This is a genomic window from Maricaulis sp. (assembly GCF_017643475.1).
In the GTDB taxonomy this organism is placed as follows: domain Bacteria; phylum Pseudomonadota; class Alphaproteobacteria; order Caulobacterales; family Maricaulaceae; genus Maricaulis.
This window is the reverse complement of record NZ_JAEPNI010000003.1, coordinates 391,416-414,903: the sequence shown is the minus strand read 5'-3', so window position 1 is coordinate 414,903 and position 23,488 is coordinate 391,416. Positions and strand designations below refer to the sequence as shown.

The 23,488-nt window shown below is 59.7% G+C and carries 35 protein-coding genes and 1 pseudogene; 35 read left to right on the top strand and 1 reads right to left on the bottom strand.

The window, feature by feature from the left end; translation table 11 throughout:
* From tuf to JJ889_RS13370, 31 genes and pseudogenes are all read left to right on the top strand, one after another.
* A pseudogene (gene tuf, locus JJ889_RS13520) lies at window positions 1-406 on the top strand (elongation factor Tu); the annotation flags it as partial.
* An 81-nt stretch (window positions 407-487) separates the two neighbouring features.
* Complete coding sequence (gene rpsJ / locus JJ889_RS13515; RefSeq protein WP_011643734.1) at window positions 488-802, top strand: 30S ribosomal protein S10; 315 nt, start codon at window positions 488-490, stop codon at window positions 800-802.
* Between the two features lie 3 nt (window positions 803-805).
* Window positions 806-1,591 (top strand): 50S ribosomal protein L3, encoded by a 786-nt coding sequence (gene rplC, locus JJ889_RS13510; protein ID WP_366940117.1) that lies wholly within the window; start codon window positions 806-808, stop codon window positions 1,589-1,591.
* Window positions 1,588-2,223 carry a 50S ribosomal protein L4 gene (gene rplD / locus JJ889_RS13505; protein WP_291895963.1) on the top strand — a complete coding sequence of 212 codons (636 nt, stop codon included), beginning with the start codon at window positions 1,588-1,590 and terminating at the stop codon, window positions 2,221-2,223. Before rplC ends, rplD begins: the two co-directional genes overlap by 4 nt.
* A gap of 1 nt (window position 2,224) precedes the next feature.
* Window positions 2,225-2,527 carry a 50S ribosomal protein L23 gene (gene rplW / locus JJ889_RS13500; RefSeq protein ID WP_291895962.1) on the top strand — a complete coding sequence of 101 codons (303 nt, stop codon included), beginning with the start codon at window positions 2,225-2,227 and terminating at the stop codon, window positions 2,525-2,527.
* A gap of 1 nt (window position 2,528) precedes the next feature.
* On the top strand, window positions 2,529-3,365 hold the full coding sequence (rplB, locus tag JJ889_RS13495) for a 50S ribosomal protein L2 (protein ID WP_291895960.1): 837 nt from the start codon (window positions 2,529-2,531) through the stop codon (window positions 3,363-3,365).
* A 10-nt stretch (window positions 3,366-3,375) separates the two neighbouring features.
* The gene (gene rpsS / locus JJ889_RS13490) at window positions 3,376-3,654 is read left to right on the top strand and encodes a 30S ribosomal protein S19 (RefSeq protein WP_291895958.1); all 279 of its coding nucleotides are present in this window, start codon (window positions 3,376-3,378) and stop codon (window positions 3,652-3,654) included.
* Between the two features lie 3 nt (window positions 3,655-3,657).
* Window positions 3,658-4,038, top strand: a complete 381-nt coding sequence (rplV, locus tag JJ889_RS13485) for a 50S ribosomal protein L22 (protein ID WP_291895955.1) — start codon at window positions 3,658-3,660, stop codon at window positions 4,036-4,038.
* A complete protein-coding gene (gene rpsC / locus JJ889_RS13480; RefSeq protein WP_291895953.1) occupies window positions 4,038-4,742 on the top strand; it encodes a 30S ribosomal protein S3 in 705 nt (234 codons plus the stop codon). The genes rplV and rpsC overlap by 1 nt, the downstream gene beginning before the upstream one ends.
* Before the next feature lie 12 nt (window positions 4,743-4,754).
* Window positions 4,755-5,168 (top strand): 50S ribosomal protein L16, encoded by a 414-nt coding sequence (gene rplP / locus JJ889_RS13475; protein ID WP_291895951.1) that lies wholly within the window; start codon window positions 4,755-4,757, stop codon window positions 5,166-5,168.
* 12 nt (window positions 5,169-5,180) lie between these two features.
* Complete coding sequence (gene rpmC / locus JJ889_RS13470) at window positions 5,181-5,408, top strand: 50S ribosomal protein L29 (RefSeq protein ID WP_291895949.1); 228 nt, start codon at window positions 5,181-5,183, stop codon at window positions 5,406-5,408.
* Between the two features lie 3 nt (window positions 5,409-5,411).
* Window positions 5,412-5,645: a 30S ribosomal protein S17 gene (gene rpsQ / locus JJ889_RS13465; protein WP_291895947.1), complete on the top strand. Its 234-nt coding sequence runs from the start codon at window positions 5,412-5,414 to the stop codon at window positions 5,643-5,645.
* Between the two features lie 34 nt (window positions 5,646-5,679).
* Entirely contained in the window at window positions 5,680-6,048 is a 369-nt protein-coding gene (gene rplN / locus JJ889_RS13460) for a 50S ribosomal protein L14 (RefSeq protein WP_291895944.1), read from the top strand.
* On the top strand, window positions 6,048-6,365 hold the full coding sequence (gene rplX, locus JJ889_RS13455; protein WP_291895941.1) for a 50S ribosomal protein L24: 318 nt from the start codon (window positions 6,048-6,050) through the stop codon (window positions 6,363-6,365). The genes rplN and rplX overlap by 1 nt, the downstream gene beginning before the upstream one ends.
* Window positions 6,358-6,912 carry a 50S ribosomal protein L5 gene (gene rplE, locus JJ889_RS13450; RefSeq protein ID WP_291895939.1) on the top strand — a complete coding sequence of 185 codons (555 nt, stop codon included), beginning with the start codon at window positions 6,358-6,360 and terminating at the stop codon, window positions 6,910-6,912. The genes rplX and rplE overlap by 8 nt, the downstream gene beginning before the upstream one ends.
* Window positions 6,913-6,961: 49 nt before the next feature.
* A complete protein-coding gene (gene rpsN, locus JJ889_RS13445; protein WP_291895936.1) occupies window positions 6,962-7,267 on the top strand; it encodes a 30S ribosomal protein S14 in 306 nt (101 codons plus the stop codon).
* Between the two features lie 15 nt (window positions 7,268-7,282).
* Window positions 7,283-7,681 (top strand): 30S ribosomal protein S8, encoded by a 399-nt coding sequence (rpsH, locus tag JJ889_RS13440; RefSeq protein WP_291895933.1) that lies wholly within the window; start codon window positions 7,283-7,285, stop codon window positions 7,679-7,681.
* Window positions 7,682-7,693: 12 nt separating this feature from the next.
* Window positions 7,694-8,227 carry a 50S ribosomal protein L6 gene (rplF, locus tag JJ889_RS13435; protein WP_291895931.1) on the top strand — a complete coding sequence of 178 codons (534 nt, stop codon included), beginning with the start codon at window positions 7,694-7,696 and terminating at the stop codon, window positions 8,225-8,227.
* 8 nt (window positions 8,228-8,235) lie between these two features.
* Complete coding sequence (gene rplR, locus JJ889_RS13430; protein WP_291895929.1) at window positions 8,236-8,598, top strand: 50S ribosomal protein L18; 363 nt, start codon at window positions 8,236-8,238, stop codon at window positions 8,596-8,598.
* A gap of 13 nt (window positions 8,599-8,611) precedes the next feature.
* Window positions 8,612-9,211: a 30S ribosomal protein S5 gene (gene rpsE / locus JJ889_RS13425; RefSeq protein WP_291895927.1), complete on the top strand. Its 600-nt coding sequence runs from the start codon at window positions 8,612-8,614 to the stop codon at window positions 9,209-9,211.
* Window positions 9,212-9,222: 11 nt separating this feature from the next.
* Window positions 9,223-9,408: a 50S ribosomal protein L30 gene (gene rpmD, locus JJ889_RS13420; protein WP_291895925.1), complete on the top strand. Its 186-nt coding sequence runs from the start codon at window positions 9,223-9,225 to the stop codon at window positions 9,406-9,408.
* Between the two features lie 40 nt (window positions 9,409-9,448).
* Window positions 9,449-9,925 (top strand): 50S ribosomal protein L15, encoded by a 477-nt coding sequence (gene rplO / locus JJ889_RS13415; protein ID WP_291895923.1) that lies wholly within the window; start codon window positions 9,449-9,451, stop codon window positions 9,923-9,925.
* A gap of 32 nt (window positions 9,926-9,957) precedes the next feature.
* Window positions 9,958-11,295: a preprotein translocase subunit SecY gene (gene secY / locus JJ889_RS13410; RefSeq protein WP_366940116.1), complete on the top strand. Its 1,338-nt coding sequence runs from the start codon at window positions 9,958-9,960 to the stop codon at window positions 11,293-11,295.
* The gene (locus JJ889_RS13405) at window positions 11,292-11,858 is read left to right on the top strand and encodes an adenylate kinase (protein WP_291895920.1); all 567 of its coding nucleotides are present in this window, start codon (window positions 11,292-11,294) and stop codon (window positions 11,856-11,858) included. Before secY ends, JJ889_RS13405 begins: the two co-directional genes overlap by 4 nt.
* 144 nt (window positions 11,859-12,002) lie before the next feature.
* Window positions 12,003-12,371 carry a 30S ribosomal protein S13 gene (gene rpsM / locus JJ889_RS13400; RefSeq protein WP_291895918.1) on the top strand — a complete coding sequence of 123 codons (369 nt, stop codon included), beginning with the start codon at window positions 12,003-12,005 and terminating at the stop codon, window positions 12,369-12,371.
* 10 nt (window positions 12,372-12,381) lie between these two features.
* The gene (gene rpsK, locus JJ889_RS13395) at window positions 12,382-12,771 is read left to right on the top strand and encodes a 30S ribosomal protein S11 (RefSeq protein WP_291895916.1); all 390 of its coding nucleotides are present in this window, start codon (window positions 12,382-12,384) and stop codon (window positions 12,769-12,771) included.
* Between the two features lie 74 nt (window positions 12,772-12,845).
* Window positions 12,846-13,865: a DNA-directed RNA polymerase subunit alpha gene (locus JJ889_RS13390; protein WP_291895914.1), complete on the top strand. Its 1,020-nt coding sequence runs from the start codon at window positions 12,846-12,848 to the stop codon at window positions 13,863-13,865.
* Between the two features lie 45 nt (window positions 13,866-13,910).
* Window positions 13,911-14,333 carry a 50S ribosomal protein L17 gene (gene rplQ / locus JJ889_RS13385; protein WP_291895912.1) on the top strand — a complete coding sequence of 141 codons (423 nt, stop codon included), beginning with the start codon at window positions 13,911-13,913 and terminating at the stop codon, window positions 14,331-14,333.
* 88 nt (window positions 14,334-14,421) lie between these two features.
* The gene (locus JJ889_RS13380) at window positions 14,422-15,798 is read left to right on the top strand and encodes a Do family serine endopeptidase (protein WP_291895910.1); all 1,377 of its coding nucleotides are present in this window, start codon (window positions 14,422-14,424) and stop codon (window positions 15,796-15,798) included.
* Between the two features lie 590 nt (window positions 15,799-16,388).
* On the top strand, window positions 16,389-17,702 hold the full coding sequence (locus JJ889_RS13375; protein WP_291895909.1) for a replication-associated recombination protein A: 1,314 nt from the start codon (window positions 16,389-16,391) through the stop codon (window positions 17,700-17,702).
* Window positions 17,703-17,867: 165 nt separating this feature from the next.
* A complete protein-coding gene (locus JJ889_RS13370) occupies window positions 17,868-18,362 on the top strand; it encodes a hypothetical protein (RefSeq protein WP_291895907.1) in 495 nt (164 codons plus the stop codon).
* Here JJ889_RS13370 and JJ889_RS13365 read toward each other — a convergent pair.
* Window positions 18,359-19,210 (bottom strand): hypothetical protein, encoded by an 852-nt coding sequence (locus JJ889_RS13365; protein ID WP_291895906.1) that lies wholly within the window; start codon window positions 19,208-19,210, stop codon window positions 18,359-18,361. The genes JJ889_RS13370 and JJ889_RS13365 overlap by 4 nt on opposite strands.
* Window positions 19,211-19,312: 102 nt before the next feature.
* Between JJ889_RS13365 and JJ889_RS13360 the strand changes: the two genes are divergently transcribed.
* The 4 genes from JJ889_RS13360 to JJ889_RS13345 all read left to right on the top strand — a co-directional run bounded on the left by JJ889_RS13360 (window position 19,313) and on the right by JJ889_RS13345 (window position 23,480).
* Window positions 19,313-19,765 (top strand): potassium channel family protein, encoded by a 453-nt coding sequence (locus JJ889_RS13360; RefSeq protein ID WP_291895904.1) that lies wholly within the window; start codon window positions 19,313-19,315, stop codon window positions 19,763-19,765.
* Window positions 19,766-19,857: 92 nt separating this feature from the next.
* Window positions 19,858-21,867: an acetyl/propionyl/methylcrotonyl-CoA carboxylase subunit alpha gene (locus JJ889_RS13355; RefSeq protein WP_291895901.1), complete on the top strand. Its 2,010-nt coding sequence runs from the start codon at window positions 19,858-19,860 to the stop codon at window positions 21,865-21,867.
* A 37-nt stretch (window positions 21,868-21,904) separates the two neighbouring features.
* A complete protein-coding gene (locus JJ889_RS13350; RefSeq protein WP_291895899.1) occupies window positions 21,905-22,381 on the top strand; it encodes a DUF805 domain-containing protein in 477 nt (158 codons plus the stop codon).
* A 313-nt stretch (window positions 22,382-22,694) separates the two neighbouring features.
* Complete coding sequence (locus JJ889_RS13345) at window positions 22,695-23,480, top strand: hypothetical protein (protein WP_291895898.1); 786 nt, start codon at window positions 22,695-22,697, stop codon at window positions 23,478-23,480.
* Window positions 23,481-23,488 lie beyond the last annotated feature (8 nt).

The following is a 23,488-nucleotide window of genomic DNA, read 5'->3' as shown; positions in this document are numbered from 1 at the left end:
GATGTTCCGCAAGCTGCTCGATCGCGGTGAAGCAGGCGACAATGTCGGTATCCTGCTGCGCGGCATCGACCGTGACGGTGTTGAGCGTGGCCAGGTTCTGGCCAAGCCGGGCTCCATCACGCCGCACGCGAAGTTCGTTGCTGAAGCCTACATCCTGACGAAGGAAGAGGGTGGCCGTCACACGCCGTTCTTCACCAACTACCGTCCGCAGTTCTACTTCCGTACGACGGACGTGACGGGTGTTGTAACGCTGAACGCTGGCACCGAGATGGTCATGCCGGGCGACAACGTTGAAATGAACGTCGAGCTGATCACGCCGATCGCCATGGACCAGGGCCTGCGCTTCGCAATCCGCGAAGGTGGCCGCACGGTCGGCGCCGGCGTCGTCTCCAAGATCGTCGAGTAATTTTAGTAATCCAGGTCGGGGTTGCCTTCGGGCAGCTCCGGCCTTGCTCTTTTTGAAACTTTAGACAACGGGATTGGTTTGATGGAACGTCAAAACATCCGAATTCGTCTCAAGGCGTTTGATCACCGTGTGCTGGATAATTCCACGCGCGAGATCGTTTCGACAGCCAAGCGTACGGGGGCGAATGTTCGCGGCCCGATCCCGCTGCCGACGCGTATTGAGAAATTCACGGTGCTGCGGTCCCCGCACATCGACAAGAAGTCGCGTGAGCAGTTCGAAATCCGGACTCACAAGCGTCTTCTCGACATTGTCGACCCGACCCCGCAAACGGTTGATGCTCTTATGAAGCTCGACCTGTCTGCAGGTGTCGACGTCGAGATTAAACTAGGAGCGTAAACCATGCGCACGGGTGTAATTGCCAAGAAGCTGGGCATGACTCGCGTGTTCTCCGATGAAGGAGCGCACGTACCGGTCACCGTTCTGCATCTGGACAACTGCCAAGTCGTCTCTCACAAGACGGCCGATCGCGACGGTTATACCGCCCTCCAGCTCGGTGCTGGTGAGGCGAAAGCTAAGCGGACCAACAAGGCACAGCGCGGTCACTTCGCGAAAGCGAATGTCGCGCCGAAGCGCAAGTTGGTGGAATTCCGCGTCAATGATGACGCGATGATCGAGGTTGGCGCTGAGCTGACGGCTGATCACTTCGTTCCCGGCCAGAAAGTAGATGTCGCTGGCATCTCTATCGGTAAAGGTTTTGCCGGCGCCATGAAGCGCCACAATTTTGGCGGTCTGCGGGCCTCGCACGGTGTGTCGATCTCTCACCGTTCGCATGGTTCCACGGGTCAGTGCCAGGATCCGGGCAAGGTCTTCAAAGGCAAGAAAATGGCCGGCCACATGGGTGCCGCGCGCGTTACAACGCAGAACATCGAAGTTGTTCGCGTTGACGCAGATCGCGGTCTCGTATGGGTCAAGGGTGCAGTACCGGGTTCTGCCGGTGGCTGGGTTGAGCTGCGTGACGCTGTCAAAGGCGTGAAAGCAGACGATCTGCCGCTGCCGGGCGCGTTCCGTACGCTCGACGAGCTCAATGCTCCGGTCCAGGAAGAAGCTCCGGCTGAAGCCGATGCAGCTCCGGAAGCTCCGGCTGCTGAAGCCAAGGCTGACGGCGAAGAAGGAACTGAAGCATGAAGCTCGAGGTAAAAACCCTCGCGGCCAAGGATGCCGGTGCGATCGATCTCGATGATGCTGTCTTCGGCATCGAGGAGATCCGCGCAGACCTGCTCCAGCGCTGTGTGAAGTGGCAGCTTGCTGCTCGCCAGCAGGGCACGCACAAAACCAAGGGTCGTTCCGAGATTGCTCGGACGAAGAAGAAGTTTGGTCGCCAGAAGGGCGGCGGCGGCGCGCGTCACGGCGCTCGTTCCGCGCCGATCTTCGTCGGTGGTGGTCGCGCTCACGGTCCGCGTGTTCGCTCCCATGCCCACGACCTGCCGAAAAAGGTTCGCGCTCTGGCCCTGCGCCACGCGCTCTCTTCCAAGGCTGGCTCTTCCAACCTGATCATCATCGATGACGCCGCGCTGAAGGCTCCGAAGACGAAGGACCTGCGTTCTTCCTTCGCGAACCTGGGTGTCCAGAACGCTCTGGTCATCTCCGGCGAGACGGTGGATGAGAATTTCGCTCTGGCTGCACGCAATATTCCGTGCGTCGACGTCCTGCCAGCCCAGGGCCTGAACGTTTATGACGTTCTGCGCCGTGACACGCTGGTGCTGACCAAGGCTGCCGTGGAGAAGATCCACGCTCGCCTGAGCGCTAAGGAGGCGTAAGATGTCAGTTGCTGCACGTCATTACGATGTAATCCTGGCGCCGGTCTTCACCGAGAAGTCCACGCTGCTGGAAGAGGGCAAGAACGCTTTCTACGTTCCCGTGACTGCGACCAAGACGCAGATCAAGGAAGCTGTTGAAGCAATCTACGCCAAGGAAAAGAAAACCGTTGTTGCGGTCAACACGATCAAGATCCACGGCAAGGTCAAGCGTTTCCGTGGCATGCTCGGCAAGCGCAACGACCAGAAAAAAGCGATCGTCACCTTTGCTGACGGCAAGTCGCTTGATCTGACGGGAGACTTCTAAGATGGCTTTGAAGACTTTCAAACCGACGTCTCCGGGCCGTCGCGCACTGGTCCTTGTTGACCGCTCCGCGCTGCATAAGGGTCGTCCGGAAAAGACCCTCGTTGAAGGCAAGTCCAAGTCTGGTGGTCGTAACAACACCGGTCGTATCACCTCCCGCCGTCGCGGTGGTGGTGCGAAGAACCTGTACCGCCTGGTCGATTTCAAGCGTCGCAAGTGGGACGTTCCGGCTACGGTCGAGCGTCTGGAATACGATCCGAACCGGACCGCATTCATCGCGCTGATCAAGTATGAAGACGGCGAGCTCGCCTACATCCTGGCGCCGCAGCGCCTGGCTGAAGGTGATACGGTCATTGCGTCCGCAAAAGCTGACGTGAAGCCGGGCAACGCCATGCCGCTGAAGGCCATTCCGGTCGGCACGATCATTCACAATGTCGAGCTGAAGCCGGAGAAGGGTGGTCAGATCGCCCGTTCCGCTGGTGCCTATGTCCAGCTGGTCGGTCGTGATGGTGGCTACGCTCAGATCCGTCTCGCTTCTGGTGAACTGCGCATGGTGTCCGACAAGTGCATGGCGACCGTTGGTGCCGTGTCCAACCCGGACCACCTCAACGTCAACCTCGGCAAGGCAGGCCGCAACCGTCACCTCGGTCGTCGCCCGTCTGTTCGTGGTGTGGTCATGAACCCGGTTGATCACCCGCATGGTGGTGGTGAAGGCCGTACCTCTGGTGGTCGTCACCCGGTGACCCCGTGGGGCAAGCCGACCAAGGGTGCCAAGACGCGCAAGAACAAGTCTACGGACAAGTTCATCATCCGCTCGCGCCACGAGCGCAAGAAGCGATAAGGAGACGACGATGCCTCGTTCTGTATGGAAAGGTCCGTTCGTCGACGGTTATCTGCTGAAAAAAGCGGAAAAGTCGCACGAAGGCGGACGTAAGCAAGCGATCAAGACCTGGTCGCGCCGTTCAACCATTCTGCCGCAATTTGTCGGTCTGACCTTCCAGGTCCACAACGGGAACAAGTTCGTTCCGGTTCTGGTTACTGAAGACATGGTCGGTCACAAGCTCGGCGAATTTGCTCCGACCCGGACCTATTACGGTCACGCGGCGGACAAAAAAGCGAAGCGGAGATAAGCGATGGGACAGACTGCTAACCCTCGTCGCGTCGCTGACAATGAAGCACGTGCCAAGCTGCGGATGATCCGTATCAGCCCGCAGAAACTCAACCTGGTTGCCGCCCTGATCCGTGGCAAGAAGGTCGAGAAGGCGCTCAACGACCTGGAATTCTCGCGCAAGCGTATCTCCAAGGACGTCAAGAAAGTGCTCGAGTCCGCTATCGCCAATGCCGAGAATAATCACGGCCTCGACATCGACAGCCTTGTCGTTGCTGAAGCCTATGTCGGCAAAAACCTGGTTATGAAGCGTTTCCGTGCCCGTGCCCGCGGCCGTGGAGCGAAAATCCTGAAGCCGTTTTCCGAGCTCACAATTGTGGTTCGTGAAGTTGAGGAGGCTGCCTGATGGGACAGAAGGTAAATCCGATCGGTCTGCGCCTCGGCGTCAACCGCACTTGGGAATCCCGCTGGTATGCCGGCGCGGGTGAGTACGCGAAACTGCTGCACGAAGATCTCAAGATTCGTGAAATGCTGAAGAAGCGTCTCAAGAACGCCAGCGTATCAAAGATCGTGATCGAGCGTCCGCACAAGAAGTGTCGCGTTACGATCCACACTGCTCGTCCGGGCGTCGTGATCGGCAAGAAGGGCTCCGACATCGAAGTCCTTCGCCGTGAACTCTCCCGCATGGTCGACGGCGAAGTCTTCCTGAACCTCGTTGAGGTTCGCAAGCCGGAAGTCGACGCCAATCTGGTTGCGGAATCAATCGCTCAGCAGCTGGAACGCCGTGTGGCTTTCCGCCGTGCGATGAAGCGTTCGCTCCAGTCTGCCATGCGCATGGGCGCCAAGGGCTGCAAGATCCTCTGTGGTGGCCGCCTCGGTGGCGCAGAGATTGCACGCTCCGAGCAGTACCAGGAAGGCTCCGTGCCGCTGCACACGCTGCGCGCGGATATCGATTATGGAACCGCCGAAGCCAAGACCGCGATGGGTATCATCGGTATCAAGGTCTGGATCTACAAAGGCGAGATCATGGAACATGACCCAATGGCTCAGGAGCGTCGTCTCCAGGAGTCGGGTGAGCAGCGCGCCCGTTCGGGTCGCCAAGCCGCGTAAGGAATTGGAGCAATGCTGCAACCGAAACGCACAAAATTCCGTAAGGCGCACAAGGGCCGTATCAAAGGAGCAGCGAAGGGTGGTTACTCCCTGAACTTTGGCTCCTATGGCCTCAAGGCGCTTCAGCCGGAACGCGTAACCGCACGCCAGATCGAGGCGACTCGTCGTGCGATCACCCGTCACATGAAACGTGCCGGTCGTGTGTGGATCCGTATCTTCCCGGACGTGCCGGTCACCAACAAGCCGACCGAAGTCCGGATGGGTAAAGGTAAGGGTTCAGTTGAATACTGGGCCTGCAAGGTCAAGCCGGGCCGGATCATGTTCGAGATCGACGGTGTGCCTGAGGATGTCGCGCGTGAAGCGCTCTCCCTCGGTGCTGCCAAGCTGCCGATCAAGTGCAAGATCGTCACCCGACTGGGCGAATAAGGAGCGTCGACAATGGCTAAAAAGGCCGAAGAACTCAAAGGTTCCGACGTTCGGGCCCTCTCTGATGACGAGCTCCAGGACAAGGTCCTCGAGCTCAAGAAAGAACAGTTTAATCTGCGCTTCCAGCAGGCCCGTGGCCTGATGGAAGATACGGCCCGCTTCGGCAAGATCCGCCGCGATATCGCGCGTATCCGCACCGAGCAGGTCTCTCGCAAAGCGCAGCAATCGCAAGGAAGCTAACCGATGCCAAGACGTATTCTGCAAGGCACTGTGGTCAGCGATAAAGGCGCCAAAACCGTTGTAGTTCGTGTGGAACGTACGTTCCTGCACCCGCTGCTTCGCAAGACGGTTCGTCGCTCCAAGCGCTATCACGCGCATGATGAAAATCAGGCACATAAGGTGGGCGATAAAGTCCAGATCCAGGAATGTGCACCGAAGTCGAAACTCAAGCGGTGGGAGATCGTGTCCCAGGCATAAGCCCGGGCCGATCTGCTCTTAAGGAGGATCAGCCATGATCCAGATGCAAACCAATCTGGACGTAGCCGACAATTCCGGCGCCCGCCGTGTGCAGTGCATCAAGGTGCTGGGCGGCGCCAAGCGTCGTTACGCCCATGTGGGTGACATTATTGTCGTCTCCGTCAAGGAAGCCATTCCGCGCGGTCGCGTGAAGAAGGGTGACGTCCGCAAGGCCGTTGTCGTTCGCGTGGCCAAGGACATCAAGCGTGCTGACGGTTCCGTCATCCGCTTTGACTCCAACGCAGCGGTTATCATCAACAACAACAATGAACCAGTTGGTACACGTATCTTCGGGCCGGTTCCGCGCGAGCTTCGCGGCAAGAACCACATGAAGATCGTCTCCCTGGCTCCGGAGGTGCTGTAATGGCTGCCAAGATCAAGAAGGGCGACAAAGTCGTCGTTCTCGCCGGCCGCGATAAAGGCAAGACCGGTGAGGTTCTCAACGTGCTGCCGGAAGACGACAAGGTCGTCATTTCCGGGATCAATGTCGTCAAGCGTCACACGCGCCCGACGCAACAGGATCCGGGTGGCATCAAGGAAAAAGAAGCCGCAATCCACGTTTCCAACGTCGCGATTGCAGATCCGAAAACCGGCGAAGCGACCCGTGTCGGCTTCAAGACCAATGACGACGGCAAGAAAGTCCGTTTCGCCAAATCTTCGGGCGAGGTTATCGATGTCTGATACGTACACCCCGCGCCTTCGCACCAAGTATCGCGAGGAAATTCGCGACACGATGAAGGACAAGTTCAGCTACGCCAATCCGATGCAGATCCCGCGTATCGAAAAGATCGTGATCAACATGGGTGTCGGCGAAGCCGCTCAGGACTCCAAGAAAATCAAGGGTGCCCTTGAGGATCTCGAGGCAATTGCCGGCCAGAAGCCGGTCAAGACGGTTGCCAAGAAATCCATCGCCGGTTTCAAGCTCCGCGAGGAGCAGGTCATCGGTGCCAAGGTGACCCTGCGCCAGGATCGTATGTATGAATTCCTGGACCGACTGATCACAATCGCGCTACCGCGCGTACGTGACTTCCGTGGTTTGAACGGCAAATCGTTCGACGGCCGCGGAAATTACGCGATGGGCTTGAAAGAGCACATCGTTTTCCCTGAGATCGACTACGACAAGGTCGAGAAGATCCGGGGTATGGATATCGTGGTGTGCACCACCGCGACGAATGATGAAGAAGCGAAGGCCCTGCTGGCCGAGTTCGATTTCCCGTTTTCGAACTAACGCAGCAGGAGAGCAGAGCCATACCGGCTCCGCACGCAGGAGAACTTAAATGGCGAAAAAAGCCTCAGTTGAACGCAATCGCAAGCGCGAGCGCCTGGCCCAGCGTTATGCTGCCAAGCGTGAGCAGCTCAAAGCGATCGCGCGTGACCAGGAACTGCCGGTTGAGGAGCGTTTTGCTGCTCAGCTGAAACTGGCAGCACTGCCGCGTAATTCGGCAGTCACCCGTGTACGCAACCGTTGTGAAATCACCGGTCGCCCGCGCGGTTTCTATCGCAAGCTGCGCATGTCGCGTATCGCGCTGCGCCAATTGGCTAGCCAGGGCATGGTCCCGGGCATGGTCAAGTCGAGCTGGTAAGAGAGGAGATCCGATATGTCTGTGAATGATCCTCTCGGCGATATGCTGACCCGCATCCGTAATGCACTGATGCGCAACAAGCGCAACGTGTCCACGCCGGCATCGGCCCTCCGCCGTCGCGTCCTCGACGTGCTCAAGAGCGAGGGCTACATCCGTGACTATGCGGAAGTAGAGCATGCCAGCGGCATGAAAGAGTTCGAAATCGAGCTCAAGTATTTCGAAGGCGATTCCGTAATCTCCGAGATCAAGCGTATCTCGAAGCCGGGCCGCCGTGTTTATTCGGGCGTCAAGGATCTGCCGCTCGTCCAGAATGGTCTGGGTATTGCCATCCTCTCCACGCCGAAGGGCGTGATGTCGGATTCCAATGCTCGCGAGGCCAATGTGGGCGGCGAGATCCTTTGCCACGTCAGCTAAGGGAGACAATCGATGTCACGTATTGGTAAACTCCCCGTAGCCGTTCCGGCTGGTGTCACCGCGACACTGTCCGAGACGAGCCTGACGGTCAAAGGTCCCAAGGGCGAACTGTCCATGGACTTTGTCGAAGACGTCACCGTCTCCCAGGGCGATGAAGGTATCCAGGTTCAGCCGCGCGACGAAAGCAAGCGCGCCCGCGCCATGTGGGGCATGCAACGCGCGCTGATCGCGAACCTCGTCCAGGGCGTCACCGCTGGTTACGAAAAAGATCTTGAACTGGTCGGCGTTGGTTACCGCGCTCAGATGCAGGGCACGTCCCTGAAGCTGTCGCTCGGTCTCTCGCACGACGTTGTCTACACCCCGCCGGCTGGCGTCACGATTTCCTGTGGCAAGCCGACCGAGGTGAAAGTTGCAGGTGCTGACAAGCAAAAAGTTGGTCAGGTTGCCGCCGAGATCCGTCGTTTCCGTCCGCCGGAGCCGTACAAGGGCAAAGGTATCAAATATGTCGGCGAATACATTCGCCGCAAAGAAGGCAAGAAGAAGTAGGGCGAGCGATGAAAACTCAACGCGAAAAATCCGTCCGTCGCGCACAGCGCAACCGGATCCGGCTTCGGAAACTGGCCAATGGCCGTCCGCGCCTCTCAGTCTTCCGTTCTTCGAAGAACATCTCTGTCCAGATCATCGACGATGTCGCTGGCAAGACGATCGCATCTGCTTCTTCCATGGAAGAAGTTGCTCGCAAGGAGCACTCCAAGGGTTGCGACGTTGCGGCTGCTGCATTTGTTGGCAAGCTGATCGCAGAGCGTGCTGCCAAGGAAGGCGTCAAGACTGTCGTCTTCGACCGCGGCGGCTACATCTACCACGGGCGTGTGAAAGCGCTCGCAGAGGCGGCCCGCGAGGGCGGCCTGGACTTCTAAGGGAGCGGACACCATGGCTCAACAAAGAGAGCAGGAACGTGGCCGCGGACGCGGCCGGGGTCGTAACAAAGACCGTCAGGAAGAGCGCGAAGACGAACTCGTCGACAAGCTCGTACACATCAACCGCGTTGCGAAGACCGTTAAAGGTGGTCGTAACTTCCAGTTTGCCGCTCTGGTTGTCGTAGGTGACCAGAAGGGCCGCGTTGGCTTCGGCCAGGGCAAGGCCCGCGAGGTTCCGGAAGCGATCCGCAAGGCGACGGACGAAGCTAAGAAGAACATGATCCGTGTTCCGCTGCGCGAAGGCCGTACGCTTCACCATGATGGCCGTGGCCGTCACGGTGCGGGCAAGGTTGTACTGCGTGCTGCACCTCCGGGAACCGGCGTTATCGCCGGTGGTCCGATGCGTGCGGTTCTGGAAACCCTCGGCGTTGGCGACGTTGTTGCCAAATCCCTGGGCACGTCCAACCCGTACAACATGATCCGTGCAACCTTCGACGCCCTGAAGCGCCAGAATTCGCCGCGTTCCGTCGCTGCGAAGCGTGGCCTGAAGGTCGGTGATCTGGTGAACCGCCGTAGCGACGGTGCGTCTTCGCCGGAAGCGATTGAATCGTAAGGACCGCGATCATGGCTAACAAAACCATCAAAATCCGTCAGACGGGCAGCCCGATTCGCCGCCCCGAAGATCAGCGCGCTACGCTGGTTGGTCTTGGTCTCAACAAGATCGGCCGCGTTCGTGAACTGGAAGACACCCCGGCTGTCCGCGGCATGATCCGCAAAGTCAGCCACATGGTGGAAATTATCGAGGAGTAGGTCCCCGTTGGGGAAACCACTCGTTCGAATGGAGAACGATATGCGTCTCAATGAATTGCGCGACAACGACGGCGCCGCCAAGCTCCGCACCCGTATCGGCCGTGGTATCGGCTCGGGCAAGGGCAAGACCGGTGGCCGTGGTGTGAAGGGTCAGAAATCCCGCTCTGGCGTAGCCATCAAGGGCTTCGAGGGCGGCCAGATGCCGCTTCACATGCGTCTTCCCAAGCGTGGCTTCAACAAGCCGAACCGCAAGCAGTGGGCCGAGATCAATCTCGGTCGCCTGCAGAAGGCGATCGACGAAGGCAAGCTCGACGCCAAGAAGGCAATTGATGCCGAAGCTCTCATCGCGGCCGGTCTGGTCCGTCGTGAGCTCGATGGCATCCGCCTCCTTGCGAAAGGCGAGCTGAAGGCCAAAGTAGAGATCACCGTAGCCGGTGCTTCCAAGCCTGCCGTTGAGGCAGTCGAGAAAGCAGGCGGCAAAGTGAATCTGCCTGCTGCGAAAGACGCAGAGGCCTAATCGGCATCCGCCGACCGCTTGAGGACGACTAAATGGCTTCAGCTGCACAACAGCTTGCTGCGAACATGAATTTCGGCTCCTTCGCGAAAGCGAAGGAGCTGCAACAGCGTATCCTGTTCACGATCGGGATCCTGATCCTGTATCGTGTGGGGACCTATGTTCCGGTTCCGGGTATCGACCCGACCCGTTACGCGGCAATGTTCGACCAGAATTCCCAGGGAATTCTGTCCATGTTCAACATGCTTGGCGGCGGCGCCGTCGAGCGTATGGCAATCTTTGCCCTGAACGTGATGCCGTATATCTCGGCGTCGATCATCATGCAGCTGATGTCCGCCACCATTCCTTCCCTTGAAAAGCTCAAGAAGGAGGGCGGTGAAGCCGGCCGCAAGCAAATCAACCAGTATACGCGTTATCTGACTGTCCTTCTGGCCACAGGCCAGGCGCTGGCGATCGCCGTGGGAATGAACTCGATTGATCCGAACACGGGTCAGGCGCTCGCGGTCAATCCGGGTCTGTTCTTCCTGGTCTCCACGGTGACGACACTTGTTGGCGGTACGATGCTGCTGCTGTGGCTGGGTGAACAGATCACCGCTCGGGGTATCGGCAATGGTGTTTCGCTGATCATTTTCGCAGGGATTATCGCTGCGGTGCCAAGCCTGATCGGTGGCGCCTTTGCGGCCGCTGAGAGCGGGACCCTGTCCGGTGGTGTATTCCTCGGCGGTGTCGCCCTGGTTCTCGCTGGCCTGACCCTGGTGGTTTTCGTCGAGCGTTCCCAGCGTCGCCTTCTGGTCCAGTATCCCAAGCGCCAACAGGGCAACCGCATGATGGGCGGTGAGAGCTCCTTCCTGCCGCTGAAGCTCAACACGGCCGGCGTTATTCCGCCGATCTTCGCCTCTTCCCTGCTGTTCATGCCGCAGACGATGGCGAGCTTCAACACGCAGGCCGCAAGTGGCCCACTGGCCAATATCATTGCCTATCTTCAGGCCGGGTCTCCGACCTTCCTGATTGTGTATGCGGCAATGATCATCTTTTTCTGTTTCTTCTACACCTCCGTGGTGTTCAACCCGGAAGACACGGCTGACAACCTCCGCAAATACGGTGGTTTCCTGCCAGGCATCCGTCCGGGCAAGCGTACGGCGGAATACCTGGACTATGTCCTGTCCCGCCTGACTCTGATTGGCGCGCTCTATCTGACGCTGATCTGTGTGGTTCCGATGATGATTTCGCCGAACACTGCCCTGGGCGGTACGTCGATCCTGATTGTCGTCTCGGTGACCATGGACACGATCTCCCAGATTCAGTCGCATCTGCTGGCTCACCAGTATGAAGGCCTGATCAAGAAGTCGAAGCTGCGGGGGCGCAAGCGATGAACATCATTCTTTTCGGACCTCCCGGTTGCGGCAAGGGTACCCAGGCCAAGCGTCTCGTTGCAGAGCGCGGCTGGGTGCAGTTGTCTACCGGTGACATGCTGCGAGCTGCCAAGGCAGCAGGCTCTGATCTCGGCAAGCGTATTGCTGCGATCATCGACGCCGGCGAGCTGGTGTCCGACGAGATTGTTATTGAACTGATTGCCGAACGTCTTCCCGAAGCGGAAGCGGCCGGCGGAGCCATCTTTGATGGTTTCCCGCGGACGGTGGCCCAGGCGGAAGCCCTGGACCAGCTGCTCGCGGATCGTGGCACTCAGGTCGACTCGGTTGTCGAGCTGAAGGTTGTTGACGAAGCGCTCGTCCAGCGCCTGGTCAAGCGGGCCGAGGAAGAGGGGCGTCCGGATGACACTGAAGAAGTCATCCGCAACCGTCTCAAGGTCTATTACGGCCAGACCGCACCGCTGATCCCTTTCTTTGCCAAGCAGGGCAAGCTGAAAGAGGTCGACGGAATGGGGTCAATGGACGCTGTAGCTTCATCAATTGCAGCTGCATTGGACGAGAAGTGAACAAAGCGTGTTGTAACCCCATTGACGGGGGCGCAACACAGACTGTAGATAGCGCCCTTCGCAAAAGCGGGCGAACATTTGAGGCAACCGGGAGGTGGCCCAATGTTTCGTCCCTGAATGGTGTTCTGAATTAGGAGATGGATCGTGGCCCGTATTGCCGGCGTCAACATTCCGACGAACAAGCGTGTAATGATCGCGCTTAGCTATATCCACGGCATTGGCCCGGCCAAGGCGAAGGACATCTGTGAACAGGTGTCCATCACCCCGGAGCGCCGTGTAAGTGACCTGACCGACGCAGAGATCCTGCAGATCCGCGAAGTGATCGACCGCGATCACACCGTGGAAGGTGATCTTCGCCGCGAAGTCGCTGTGAACATCAAACGTCTCATGGACCTCGGTAACTACCGCGGCCTGCGCCACCGTCGTGGCCTGCCGGTTCGCGGTCAGCGCACGCACACCAATGCGCGCACCCGTAAAGGTCCGGCCAAGCCGATTGCCGGCAAGAAGAAATAGGGCCTGAACCATGGCTAAAGATACCGGCCGCGTTAAACGCCGCGAGCGCAAGAATATCACGTCGGGTGTTGCCCACGTGAATTCCAGCTTCAACAACACCATGGTGACCATCACCGACGCCCAGGGTAATGCAATTTCCTGGTCCTCCGCTGGTCACATGGGCTTCAAGGGCTCCCGCAAGTCCACGCCTTATGCTGCGCAGATGGCTGCCGAGGATGCGGGCAAGAAGGCTCTCGAGCACGGCATGAAGACGCTGGAAGTCAAGGTTTCCGGTCCGGGTTCGGGCCGTGAGTCGGCGCTGCGCGCTCTGCAAGCTGTTGGTTTTACCATCACCACCATCCAGGACGTGACGCCCATTCCGCACAATGGTTGCCGTCCGCCGAAGCGTCGTCGCGTTTAAGACAACGCATTTGGTTTTCGCCTGTATGTACGCGCCGGCGCACCGCCGCCGGCTGATGAAGGGGCAGTAAGAACGTGATCGAAAAGAACTGGCAAGAACTCATTCGTCCGATGAAGCCGGAGATCAAACCGGGTCATGATCCGGAGCGTCAGGCCAAGATTGTCGCCGAGCCGCTGGAGCGTGGTTTTGGCATGACACTGGGCAATGCTCTGCGTCGTGTGCTGCTGTCCTCCCTGCAGGGCGCAGCTGTCACGAATGTACACATCGATGGTGTGGTGCACGAGTTCTCCTCGATCGACGGTGTTCGCGAGGACGTCACTGACATCATCCTGAACATCAAGCAGATTGCCCTGCGCATGCATGGCGAGGGACCCAAGCGCGTTGTCCTGACCAAGACTGGTCCGGGCATCGTGACTGCGGGTGACATCGAGGAAACGGCTGACGTCGAGATCGTCAACAAGGACCTCGTTCTCTGCACGCTGGATGAAGGCGCTGAAATCCGCATGGAATTCACCGTCAACACCGGCAAGGGCTATGTTCCGTCAGACCGCAATCGTCCGGAAGACGCTCCGATCGGCCTGATCGGCGTTGACAGCCTGTACAGCCCGGTGAAGCGCGTGTCCTACAATGTCGAGAACACCCGCGAGGGCCAGGTTCTGGACTATGACAAACTGAATCTCGAAGTTGAGACGGATGGTACGGTCTCGCCGGAAGACGCTGTCGCTTTTGCTGCGCGCATCCTGCAGGACCAGTTCCAGATCTTCATCAACTTTGAGGAGGCTGTCGAAAGCCGCCCGGCGGAAGACGACAAGCCGGAGCTCGATTTCAACCCGGCGCTGCTGCGCAAGGTCGACGAGCTGGAGCTGTCTGTTCGTTCGGCAAACTGCCTGAAGAACGACAATATTGTTTACATCGGCGACCTGATCCAGAAGTCCGAGGCGGAAATGCTCCGTACCCCGAACTTCGGCCGCAAGTCGCTTAATGAGATCAAGGAAGTTCTCGCCCAGATGGGTCTGCACCTGGGTATGGAAGCGCCGAACTGGCCGCCGGAGAACATCGAGGATCTCGCCAAACGTTTTGAGGATCACGTCTAGGCAGCCGCCGAGAGGCGCCTGAACCGGACCTGAGGAGATTTAGCCATGCGTCACGGCATCGCACACCGCAAGCTCAACCGTACGACCTCGCACCGTAAGGCCATGCTGGCCAATATGGCTGCGTCGCTGATCGAGCACGAGCAAATCGTAACCACGCTCCCGAAAGCCAAGGAGCTGGCACCGTTCATGGACAAGCTGATCACGCTGGCCAAGCGTGGCGACCTGCACGGTCGTCGTCTGGCCATGTCCAAGGTTCGCAATGAAGAACAGGTCAAGAAGCTGTTCGACACGCTGGGCGGCCGCTACACCGAGCGCGCTGGTGGTTACACCCGCGTCCTCAAGGCTGGCTTCCGTCACGGTGACAATGCTCCGATGGCTGTCATCGAGCTGGTTGACCGCGATCCGGCAGCCAAGGGCGCTGCTGACCGCGCTCGCGTCGAAGCCGAAGGCGACATGAACGACGAGTAAGACACTTGTCATTACAGGTTCAGGGAAAGGCGGCTTAGCATTTGCGAGCCGCCTTTTTCATGTCCGAAAGTGTGCCTATATGAACCCCATGATCAAATCTCTCGCTCTTCTCGCATCGCTCGCTGTTTCCGGATCCGTTCTGGCGCAGGAACTTCCCTTTGCCGCCGACCGTGTCGTTCCGGAGAGCCAGGCCCAGATGCAGCTGTCCTTTGCGCCTATCGTGCGAGAGGCAGCACCTGCCGTGGTCAACGTCTATACCAGCCGCACAGTGCAGCAGCGGGTCTCCTTCTTTTCCCGTCGCACACGCGAGCGAGAGCAGAACTCCCTCGGCTCCGGCGTGATTGTCGATGCGTCCGGTGTGATCGTCACGAATAACCATGTCGTGCAGGGCGCAGACGAGTTGCGTGTGGTGCTGGCCGACCGGCGCGAGTTCGAAGCACAAATCCTGTTGACGGACGAGGCCTCTGATCTGGCGATCCTGAAAGTCGAGACCGACGAACCACTGCCGGTCCTGCCGTTTGATACTGGCGGAGACGGGGAGGTGGGCGATCTGGTCCTGGCCATTGGCAACCCGTTTGGTGTCGGCCAGACGGTGACCAGCGGCATCATCTCGGCGCTTGCCCGCACCGATGTGGGCGAGAGCGATTTCGCTTCCTTCATCCAGACCGATGCCGCGATCAATCCGGGCAATTCCGGCGGTGCACTGGTGAATATGGATGGCGAGCTGATCGGCGTGAATACGATGATCTTCTCCCGTTCCGGCGGATCAAACGGAATCGGTTTTGCCATTCCTGTCGATCTGGTCAGCCGTGTCGTGGATACGGCGCTGAGCGAAGGCGAGCTGATCCGACCCTGGCTGGGCGCGCGTTTACAGCCGGTGACCAGCGACCTGGCCCAGGCCTTTGGCCTTGACCGTCCGCGCGGCGCCCTGATCAATGAGATCTATCCGGATGCAGCAGCGGATGATGCCGGCCTGCGCCAGGGCGATATCGTGCTCGCTGTGGATGGCCACGAGGTCAATAATGACAGCGGCACACGTTTCCGCCTGGCCACGCACGCAACCGGTGATGATGCGCGCTTCACTGTCCTGCGCGATGGCCGCGAGATTTCCCTGGATGTCCCGGTCCTGCCGGCGCCGGGCATTGCCGATCCGCAGCCTTACCTGCCGGAAGGCGCCAATCCCTTTGTCGGCAGCTCGCTTCTTGAGCTATCGCCGGCCTTCAATGAAAGCGTCGGCCTTGATTCCTTCGAGGAAGGCCTGATCGTGTCCAATATCCGACGGCGTTCGTTGGCGGCAAATTTCGGCTTCCGTCCGGGCGACCGTGTGGTGGAGATCGATGGCCGGCGTATTGTCACGCTTGATGATTTCGAGGACATGCTGGCCCGCCTGGACGGCCGGGAGACCTGGCCGATCGCGGTCATGCGCCGCGGCCAGCGCATCGAGGCGGATATCAGGCTTTATTGATGACGCTCGATATCTCGACGGATATCAACCGGCTCGACCGAGCGATCTCAGCTAACAGGACGCCAAGCGAACCGTCGGTCTGGAATCCAATCAGATCGTGCGACGCTGTTTTTTTCCCAGGGCACGGCTAAAATTGGGGGAGCAGTGGAACGCGAAAAAAATTCTGTCCCAGTTTTTTGGTCAGCGATGAGATTCTACCGGTCGGTTTCATCAGCTTTGCTGGAATATGCCAGCGTGAATATGAAAATTAGGCTGCTTATCCCGACAGTCCACGGGCTATAGAGATCGAATAATAGCTTTTGAGCAACTAGCACAATGAGACAAAAAAGGCTCAGTATGGGCATCAAATACCTAATCTCTAATCTCCCTGTAGAATTGCTTTAGGGTCACATACTACGCACCACGCGAGGTGTGCCGCGGACGCCTAAACTCATAGCTACTCACACCCCAAACCAGCTTTTGCTCGTCCGGGCAACGAAGCAGGCGCCGCGGGCGAGCATTTCGCCACGGGTGTTGCCAATGACGCTCGGTACTCCGGCAAGATGACTCCCCGCTAGGCAGGCGCGACGCATCAGCCTAGCTTGGCTGCCATGTCCAATCTGTTCGAAGCCGCCGGTCTGGAAGCCGCTGCACCCCAGCCGCTCGCGGAAAGACTGCGCCCCGCAAATCTTGACGAGGTCATCGGCCAGGATCACCTGTTGCAGGGCGATGGTCCGATCGCGCGCATGCGGCGACAGGGGCGGCTGGCCTCGCTGATCCTTTGGGGACCGCCCGGTGTGGGCAAAACCACCATCGCCAGGCTGCTGGCCGAGGATAGCGGACTGGAATTCGAACCGCTGTCGGCGGTGTTTTCCGGCGTTGCCGATCTCAAGAAAGTGTTTGAACGGGCCCGGGCGCGGCGCCAGTCCGGGCGCGGCACGCTTTTGTTTGTGGACGAGATCCATCGTTTCAACCGTGCCCAGCAGGATGGCTTCCTGCCGGTGGTGGAGGAGGGGACCGTCACCCTGGTCGGGGCAACGACGGAAAACCCGTCCTTCGAGCTCAATTCAGCCCTGCTTTCGCGCTGCCAGGTTCTTGTGCTCAAGGCGCTTGATGATGCCGCGCTGGAAGACCTGCTCCGGCGGGCCGAGACAGAGACCGGTTCCAGCTTGCCACTGACAGACGGTGCCCGGACGGCCCTGCGCGGCATGGCGGACGGGGATGGGCGCTATCTGCTCAATCTTGTCGAGGAACTGATCTCGCTGGAGATCAGTGAGCCGCTCGACGGACAGGCACTGGCTGTTCATCTCAACAAGCGCGCGCCTGCCTATGACAAGGATCGTGACGAGCACTACAATCTCATCTCCGCCCTGCACAAGTCGGTTCGCGGCAGCGATCCCGATGCGGCGCTCTATTGGTTTGCCCGCATGCTGGAAGGCGGGGAGGACCCGCTGTTCCTGGCCCGGCGCCTGGTGCGCATGGCGTCTGAAGATATCGGCCTGGCTGACCCGACTGGGCTGATGATCGCCAATGAGGCTGCGCGCACCTATGAGCGTCTGGGTTCGCCTGAGGGCGAGCTGGCGCTGGCGCATGCCGTTGTGCACCTGGCCACGGCGCCCAAGTCGAATGCGGTCTATGTCGCCTACAAACGAGCCCGTCGGGCCGCGAAACAGACCGGTTCGCTTATGCCTCCAGCGCATATCCTCAATGCACCAACGCAATTGATGAAGGAGCAGGGTTACGGCGCTGGTTATGAGTACGACCACGACGCCGAAGGCGGTGTTTCGGGGCAGGACTATTTCCCGGATGAGATGGATGAACGTCCTGTTTTTTATGAGCCTTTGGAGCGCGGGCGCGAGGCTGCAATCGGTGAGCGCTTGCGGGCCTGGCGGCAGGTGCGCAAGGCCCGCCGAAAAACCGAATGAAGCGTGACGGTGGTCACACTTCGGCCACGCAGAACCGGTATAAACGCTTCACTGATCCCGCTAGCCGGGGCGCAAGAGCTGTACCAGTCTTGCAGGCACGCGCCCAAATGACTATCTGGGCGTGACAAGAATAAAGGGGCCTTTCCGGGACGAAAGGTTGGTTCGGTGAAGTTATCGACGCGTACATTGTTGAGCGCCGCAGCGATTGCCTTGGCAATTGCGCCGATGGCGTCTGCGCAGGACAGGGCGGCCAATGGCCTGTTCGCGGCTCAGGATGTGCCTGTTCGTATCGGCGGTGAGGCGGGCGAGGCCTGTGTGACCGGTCGGGTCGAACAGCGCGTTTCGCGTGGTGATGATCGCGGTTTTGGAATCCTGCCAGTCTTCAGCGGTCCGGGTGAGGATTACGCGCCGGTCGACACGGTACGTTCCGGTGAGCTCGCTTATGGCTGCCAGACGGCTTATTCAAATGATTTGTCCGCGCAATGGATCGGCGTGATTTATGGGCCAAGCCTGGACAGTTGCGGTGTCGAGCCGCAGCCGGGGCGCGCACGCAACTATTCCGGTACCTGTCGGTATGGCTGGATCAATGCGACCGGTTTCACGGCCTTCCAGTCTGAAGACGTGATCCTGGTTGGCTCTGCCGACGACAGCGACGACTAGGCCTTTCCGGGCCAGAACCGACCCAGCACAACACCGGCGATTGCCGCATAGAGACCGAGGCCGGCCATCAGGCCCGCTTCGCCCTCGGTTAGCACAGCCAGTCCAGCCAGGGCCGCGATCAGAATGCCTCCACGAACACGCAGGCCGGAGAGGGGTTCTTCGGTCGCATCACCGACACTGTTGATCCGCCCCAGCAGCAGGGCGTGAACAACACCCAGCGCCAGAATTCCCAGCGCAGCATAGAGCATCATTTGCGGCATGCCCTCGACGGCAGAGAGCAGGAGCGCGCGAAGATCGCCCTCCAGCTCGATCAGGTTCCACATGGAAAACGCTACGGCGATCATCGCCCCCACCAGGTTGAGGGTACGCTTGCGATCGAGAAACGCATCCAGCGCCAGGGCCAGACCGGCCACATAGCCCATCTCGGAATATCCGTCGCGGAAGACCGCAAGGCCGGCGAGGATAAGGACGACCGCCATGTCACCGAGCTTAACCGGATTGCCCACGGTGCGATTGACGACGCGTACAGCCATCAACACGAAGGCCAGCGTCCACAGGGACAGGTCATTGCCCAGCCAGACCAGCGGGACGACCGCTGCCATGGCGATGAAGGCCCCGGGATTGCGGTCCGGATCCAGCTCCCGGCCCAGGGCCCAGATCAGGAAGGCGGCGAACATAGCACCGAGCCCGGTGAAGCCGGCCGCCATGAGCGATTCGCCTGTCGACATGCGCCAGCCGGCTGTGGCGATCAGGATCAGCGGGAGCAGCATCAGCACTGCACGGTTCGACCCGTAGCGCGCGTCCAGCGGCCGGGAGATGGATGAAACGCGGTAGATGGGTTTGCTCATGATCTTCCCCGAACGTGCGGCCTGCGACGCGCTGGCGCTTGCTTTGCCGGGGCAAGTGCGGCAGCCGTCAGATCTGACCACAGCTTGCCCCAGGGGCCTAGAATGATCGCAGCGCTGTTTGTTTCAAGTCTTATGGCTGTCACCACTGTCGCCATTCACATGGTCGGCCTGGTGTTTTTGACGGAAGTCATGCGCAAGCGCTCGCCCAAACTGCGCCCGCATACCAGCCCGCTGCGCCAGATGATTTTCATCCTGCTGGTCGTACTCGGCCTCTTCCTGATCCACGCGGTGGAGATCTGGGCCTATGCCGGTGTCTATGTGTTGCTTGGCGCGTTCGAGGATTTCGAGACAGCGCTCTATTTCTCAACCTCGACCTTCACGACACTGGGTTATGGCGATGTGATCATCGACAGCCAATGGCGCCTGGTGAGCGCGGTTGAGGGGTTCAACGGCTTCCTCCTGATCGGTTGGTCGACGGCTTTCCTGGTGTCGGTGATCGCCCGCCTGCGCTCGACGGAAACCGACTGGCTCGACCATCTGGGTGAGGATGATTAAGCCTGCCGCATTTCCACGCTTGATGCTGATGCCCAAGCCACGCTAAACCCCGTCTGAACCCGGGCATTCGCCTGTTTCAGTTTGGGGTCTCCATGTTCAAGAAAATCCTCATCGCCAATCGCGGCGAGATCGCTGTTCGTGTCATCAAGACGTGCCGCAAGCTGGGCATTGCCACCGTGGCCGTCTACTCCGAGGCGGATGCCGACAGCCTGGCGGTTGAAATGGCGGATGAGGCGGTTTTCATCGGGCCTCCGGCTCCCGGTGAAAGCTATCTGCGCATGGATGCGATTCTCGATGCCATCAAGCAGACCGGCGCTGACGCTGTGCATCCAGGATTTGGCTTCCTGTCCGAGAATGCGGCCTTCCCCAAGGCGCTGGAAGAGATCGGCGTGGCCTGGATCGGTCCGAATGTGAACGCCATCGACGCGATGGGTGACAAGATCCGCTCCAAACAACTTGCCGCCAAGGCCGGCGTCTCGACGATCCCCGGCGCGGATGGCGAGATCAGCGATGCCGAGACGGCTGTCGCCGCCGCCAATGCCATTGGCTATCCGGTGATGCTGAAAGCCTCCGCCGGTGGTGGCGGCAAGGGCATGCGCATCGCCCACAATGAAACCGAGGCGCGCGAAGGCTTCACCGCTGCGCGCAACGAGGCCAAGACCTCCTTTGGCGATGACCGCATCCTGATCGAGAAATTCATCGAGGAACCGCGCCATATCGAGATCCAGGTGCTCGGCGACAAGCACGGCAATGTGGTCTATCTCAACGAGCGCGAATGTTCCGTGCAGCGCCGCAACCAGAAAGTCCTCGAGGAGGCCCCGTCGCCCTTCCTCGACAAGAAGACCCGCGAAGCCATGGGCGCGCAGGCGGTCTCGCTGTCTGAAGCGGTGGACTATGACAGTGCCGGTACGGTCGAGTTCATCGTCGACAAGAACCGCAATTTCTACTTCCTGGAAATGAATACCCGCCTGCAGGTGGAACATCCGGTCACCGAGCTGATCTGTGGGCTCGACCTGGTCGAACAGATGATCCTGTCGGCAGCTGGCGAGAAGCTTTCGATCTCCCAGCGTGATGTCGGCATTGATGGCTGGGCTGTCGAGGCACGTCTTTATGCCGAGGACCCGTATCGCGGCTTCCTGCCGTCAATTGGTCGTCTCAAGCGTTTTATCGAGCCGGCCGAAGGCCCGCTGGGCAAGGGTGAGCTGCGCATCGACAGCGGTGTGCGCGAAGGCGACGAGATCTCCCTCTTCTATGATCCGATGATCGCCAAGGTGATCGGCTATGGAAAAACCCGTGAGGACGCGATCGATACGCTGGCAGCGGCCATGGATCGCCTGCACGTGGAAGGCCTGCAGTCCAACGCACCCTTCCTGTCGGCCGTGCTGGACGAGGCGGATTTCCGTACCGGCCGCATTCACACCGGCTATATCCCGGAGCACTTCCCGGAAGGTTTCCACGGCACCCGTCCGCGCGATGAACAGCTGATCTACATGGCCAGTGCTGCGGCCTATATGCATGAAATGCTGATCCGCCGCGCCGGCCAGACGTCCGGCCGTGTCGCTGATCCGGAGTATCCGGAAACACGCGAATGGATCGTGTTGATGGATGAGCGCCGTGTGCCGGTTGAAATCACCATGACAGGTGAGGGCGAGGCCCAGATCTGGTCTCCGGGCCTGACCCAGGAGCGCCAGACGCTGACAACGGACTGGACGCCCGGCGCCTGCCTGTTCCAGGCCAGCCTGGACGGTACTGATTTCTCGCTGGAGGCATCCACGCGTACCGAAGGCTTTTCCCTGCGCCACCGCGGTTATGCCGCGACCGCTGTTGTCTGTACGCCGCGCGCGGCCGAACTGCACGCCCTCTTGCCGGTCAAGGAGAAGGCCGACACCGCCAAGCTGGTCATCAGCCCGATGCCGGGGCTGATTGTTTCTGTCGACGTGGAGACGGGCCAGGAAGTAAAGGCGGGAGAAGCCCTGCTGGTGGTCGAGGCTATGAAGATGGAAAATGTAATCCGCGCCGAAAAGGACGGTGTCATCAAGACCATCAATGTCGAGGCCGGCGCTTCGGTCGCGGCCGACGAGCTGATGATCGAGTTCGAATAAACCGAGCACATCAATATCACCGGGGGAGGGTGAGGCGATGGACTGGCAGAATATCCTGTTCAACCCGAACGGCCGCATCGGCCAGGGCGATTTCTGGAAGGGCGTAGCGATCATCGTCATCGCCAACATCCTCCTGCACGCCATTCCGCTGCTGGGCGGACTGATCTGGCTGATGATGATCTGGGTCGGAATCACCGTTTACGGCAAGCGCCTGCATGATGCCGGGCGGTCCGCGATCTGGCATCTTCTGCCCTGGGTCGTCAGCATGATCCTGTGGGCCTTCGCCTTCCTTATCATTGGTGGTGCCGTCTTGACCCTCATCCTCAATGAGGGCGATGTGAGCCCCTGGGCGGTCATCTCCGCCGGTGGTGGTGTGCTGGGCATTGTCGGGCTGGATAACCTGATCTGGCTTGTCTACACGCTCTGGGTCGGTCTGGCGGCCGGTGACAGCGGCGAGAACGCCTACGGTCCGGCACCGGTTATCGAGGCGTCTGCAACCGCTCAAGGCGATTGATTGGCGCGATTGGCCAACTAGCCAGCGGCCTGAAACCGCCCATGTCTGGTCAGAGTTGGCGAACATGGAGGAGGCATTGGGTTTCAAGGCGCTCATCATCAATCGCAATGACACCCCACGGATCCTGCCCGGTGCGGGCGGCTAGCTCTCGGCCGCGGAGTTTGTCCGGGACTGTTTTTCTTCATTGCCGCCGGCCGCAGCATCTAAGTGAGCGTGAAACCGGGATTCTGCCGTCAAGCACAGCTTCTTCGTTGACGTGCCCGGGGTCTTGGCGGACAAAGCTCTCAACTTTGTTCGCTAAGGGGGCTGAGCGATGAATCCTGGAGTACTTTTCCTTCCCGTCTATCGCGCGTCGACGACTGCATTCCTTCTGGGTTTGCTGGTTCTGGCCGTCATTGATTTTGCGCGCATGTCGTCAGGCGTGCCGTTCCTGTCCGATGGACTTGGAATGGTGGCCGTCTGGTTCTTCGTGCTTTCGCTTCACATCAACCGGCTGCGCCACAGCGAGCGCGGAATGGGCATGGCCTTTCTTCCGGTCGGCCTGGCGGTCGTTGCAAAGTTCATCGGCTGGATCATCAGCATCTTCACCTTTGCCATGCAGGGAATGGTCGTGTTCGCTGCCGAGCGCGGTGTCGATGTCGATCCCGACGGGCCGCTGGAAGATGCCCTGACCAATCCCGACTTCGTGCAGGCCATGGAAGACCCGCAATTTGTTCAGAGCTTTACGGCCTGGGCAGAGGAGGACGCGACCATGCAGGCTGCGGCTGCGAGTGTTGGCGAGATGTCATCCTTCCTCGGTTTCTGGATTGTTCTTGCGGTGTTTGCCATCTGGTTCTCCCAGATGAAGCGTCTCGGTGGCGCCTTGCCGACTGTTTCGGAGGACACACCCTCCATGCTCAACCCGGAGCCGATGGCTGCGCCGTCCGAGCCAGAACCGCTTGCTGAACCGGTTGACGCCGAGGCGGTCGAGGTCGCAGAAGAAGCACCTGCAGAGCCTTCCGAGGACGCTGCGCCGGCAGAAGACGCCGCGACAGAGGACACACCGTCGGACGACAGTGCTGGCGATGACAGCATTGTCGACGAAAAGCCCAAGGACTAGGCCCAGAG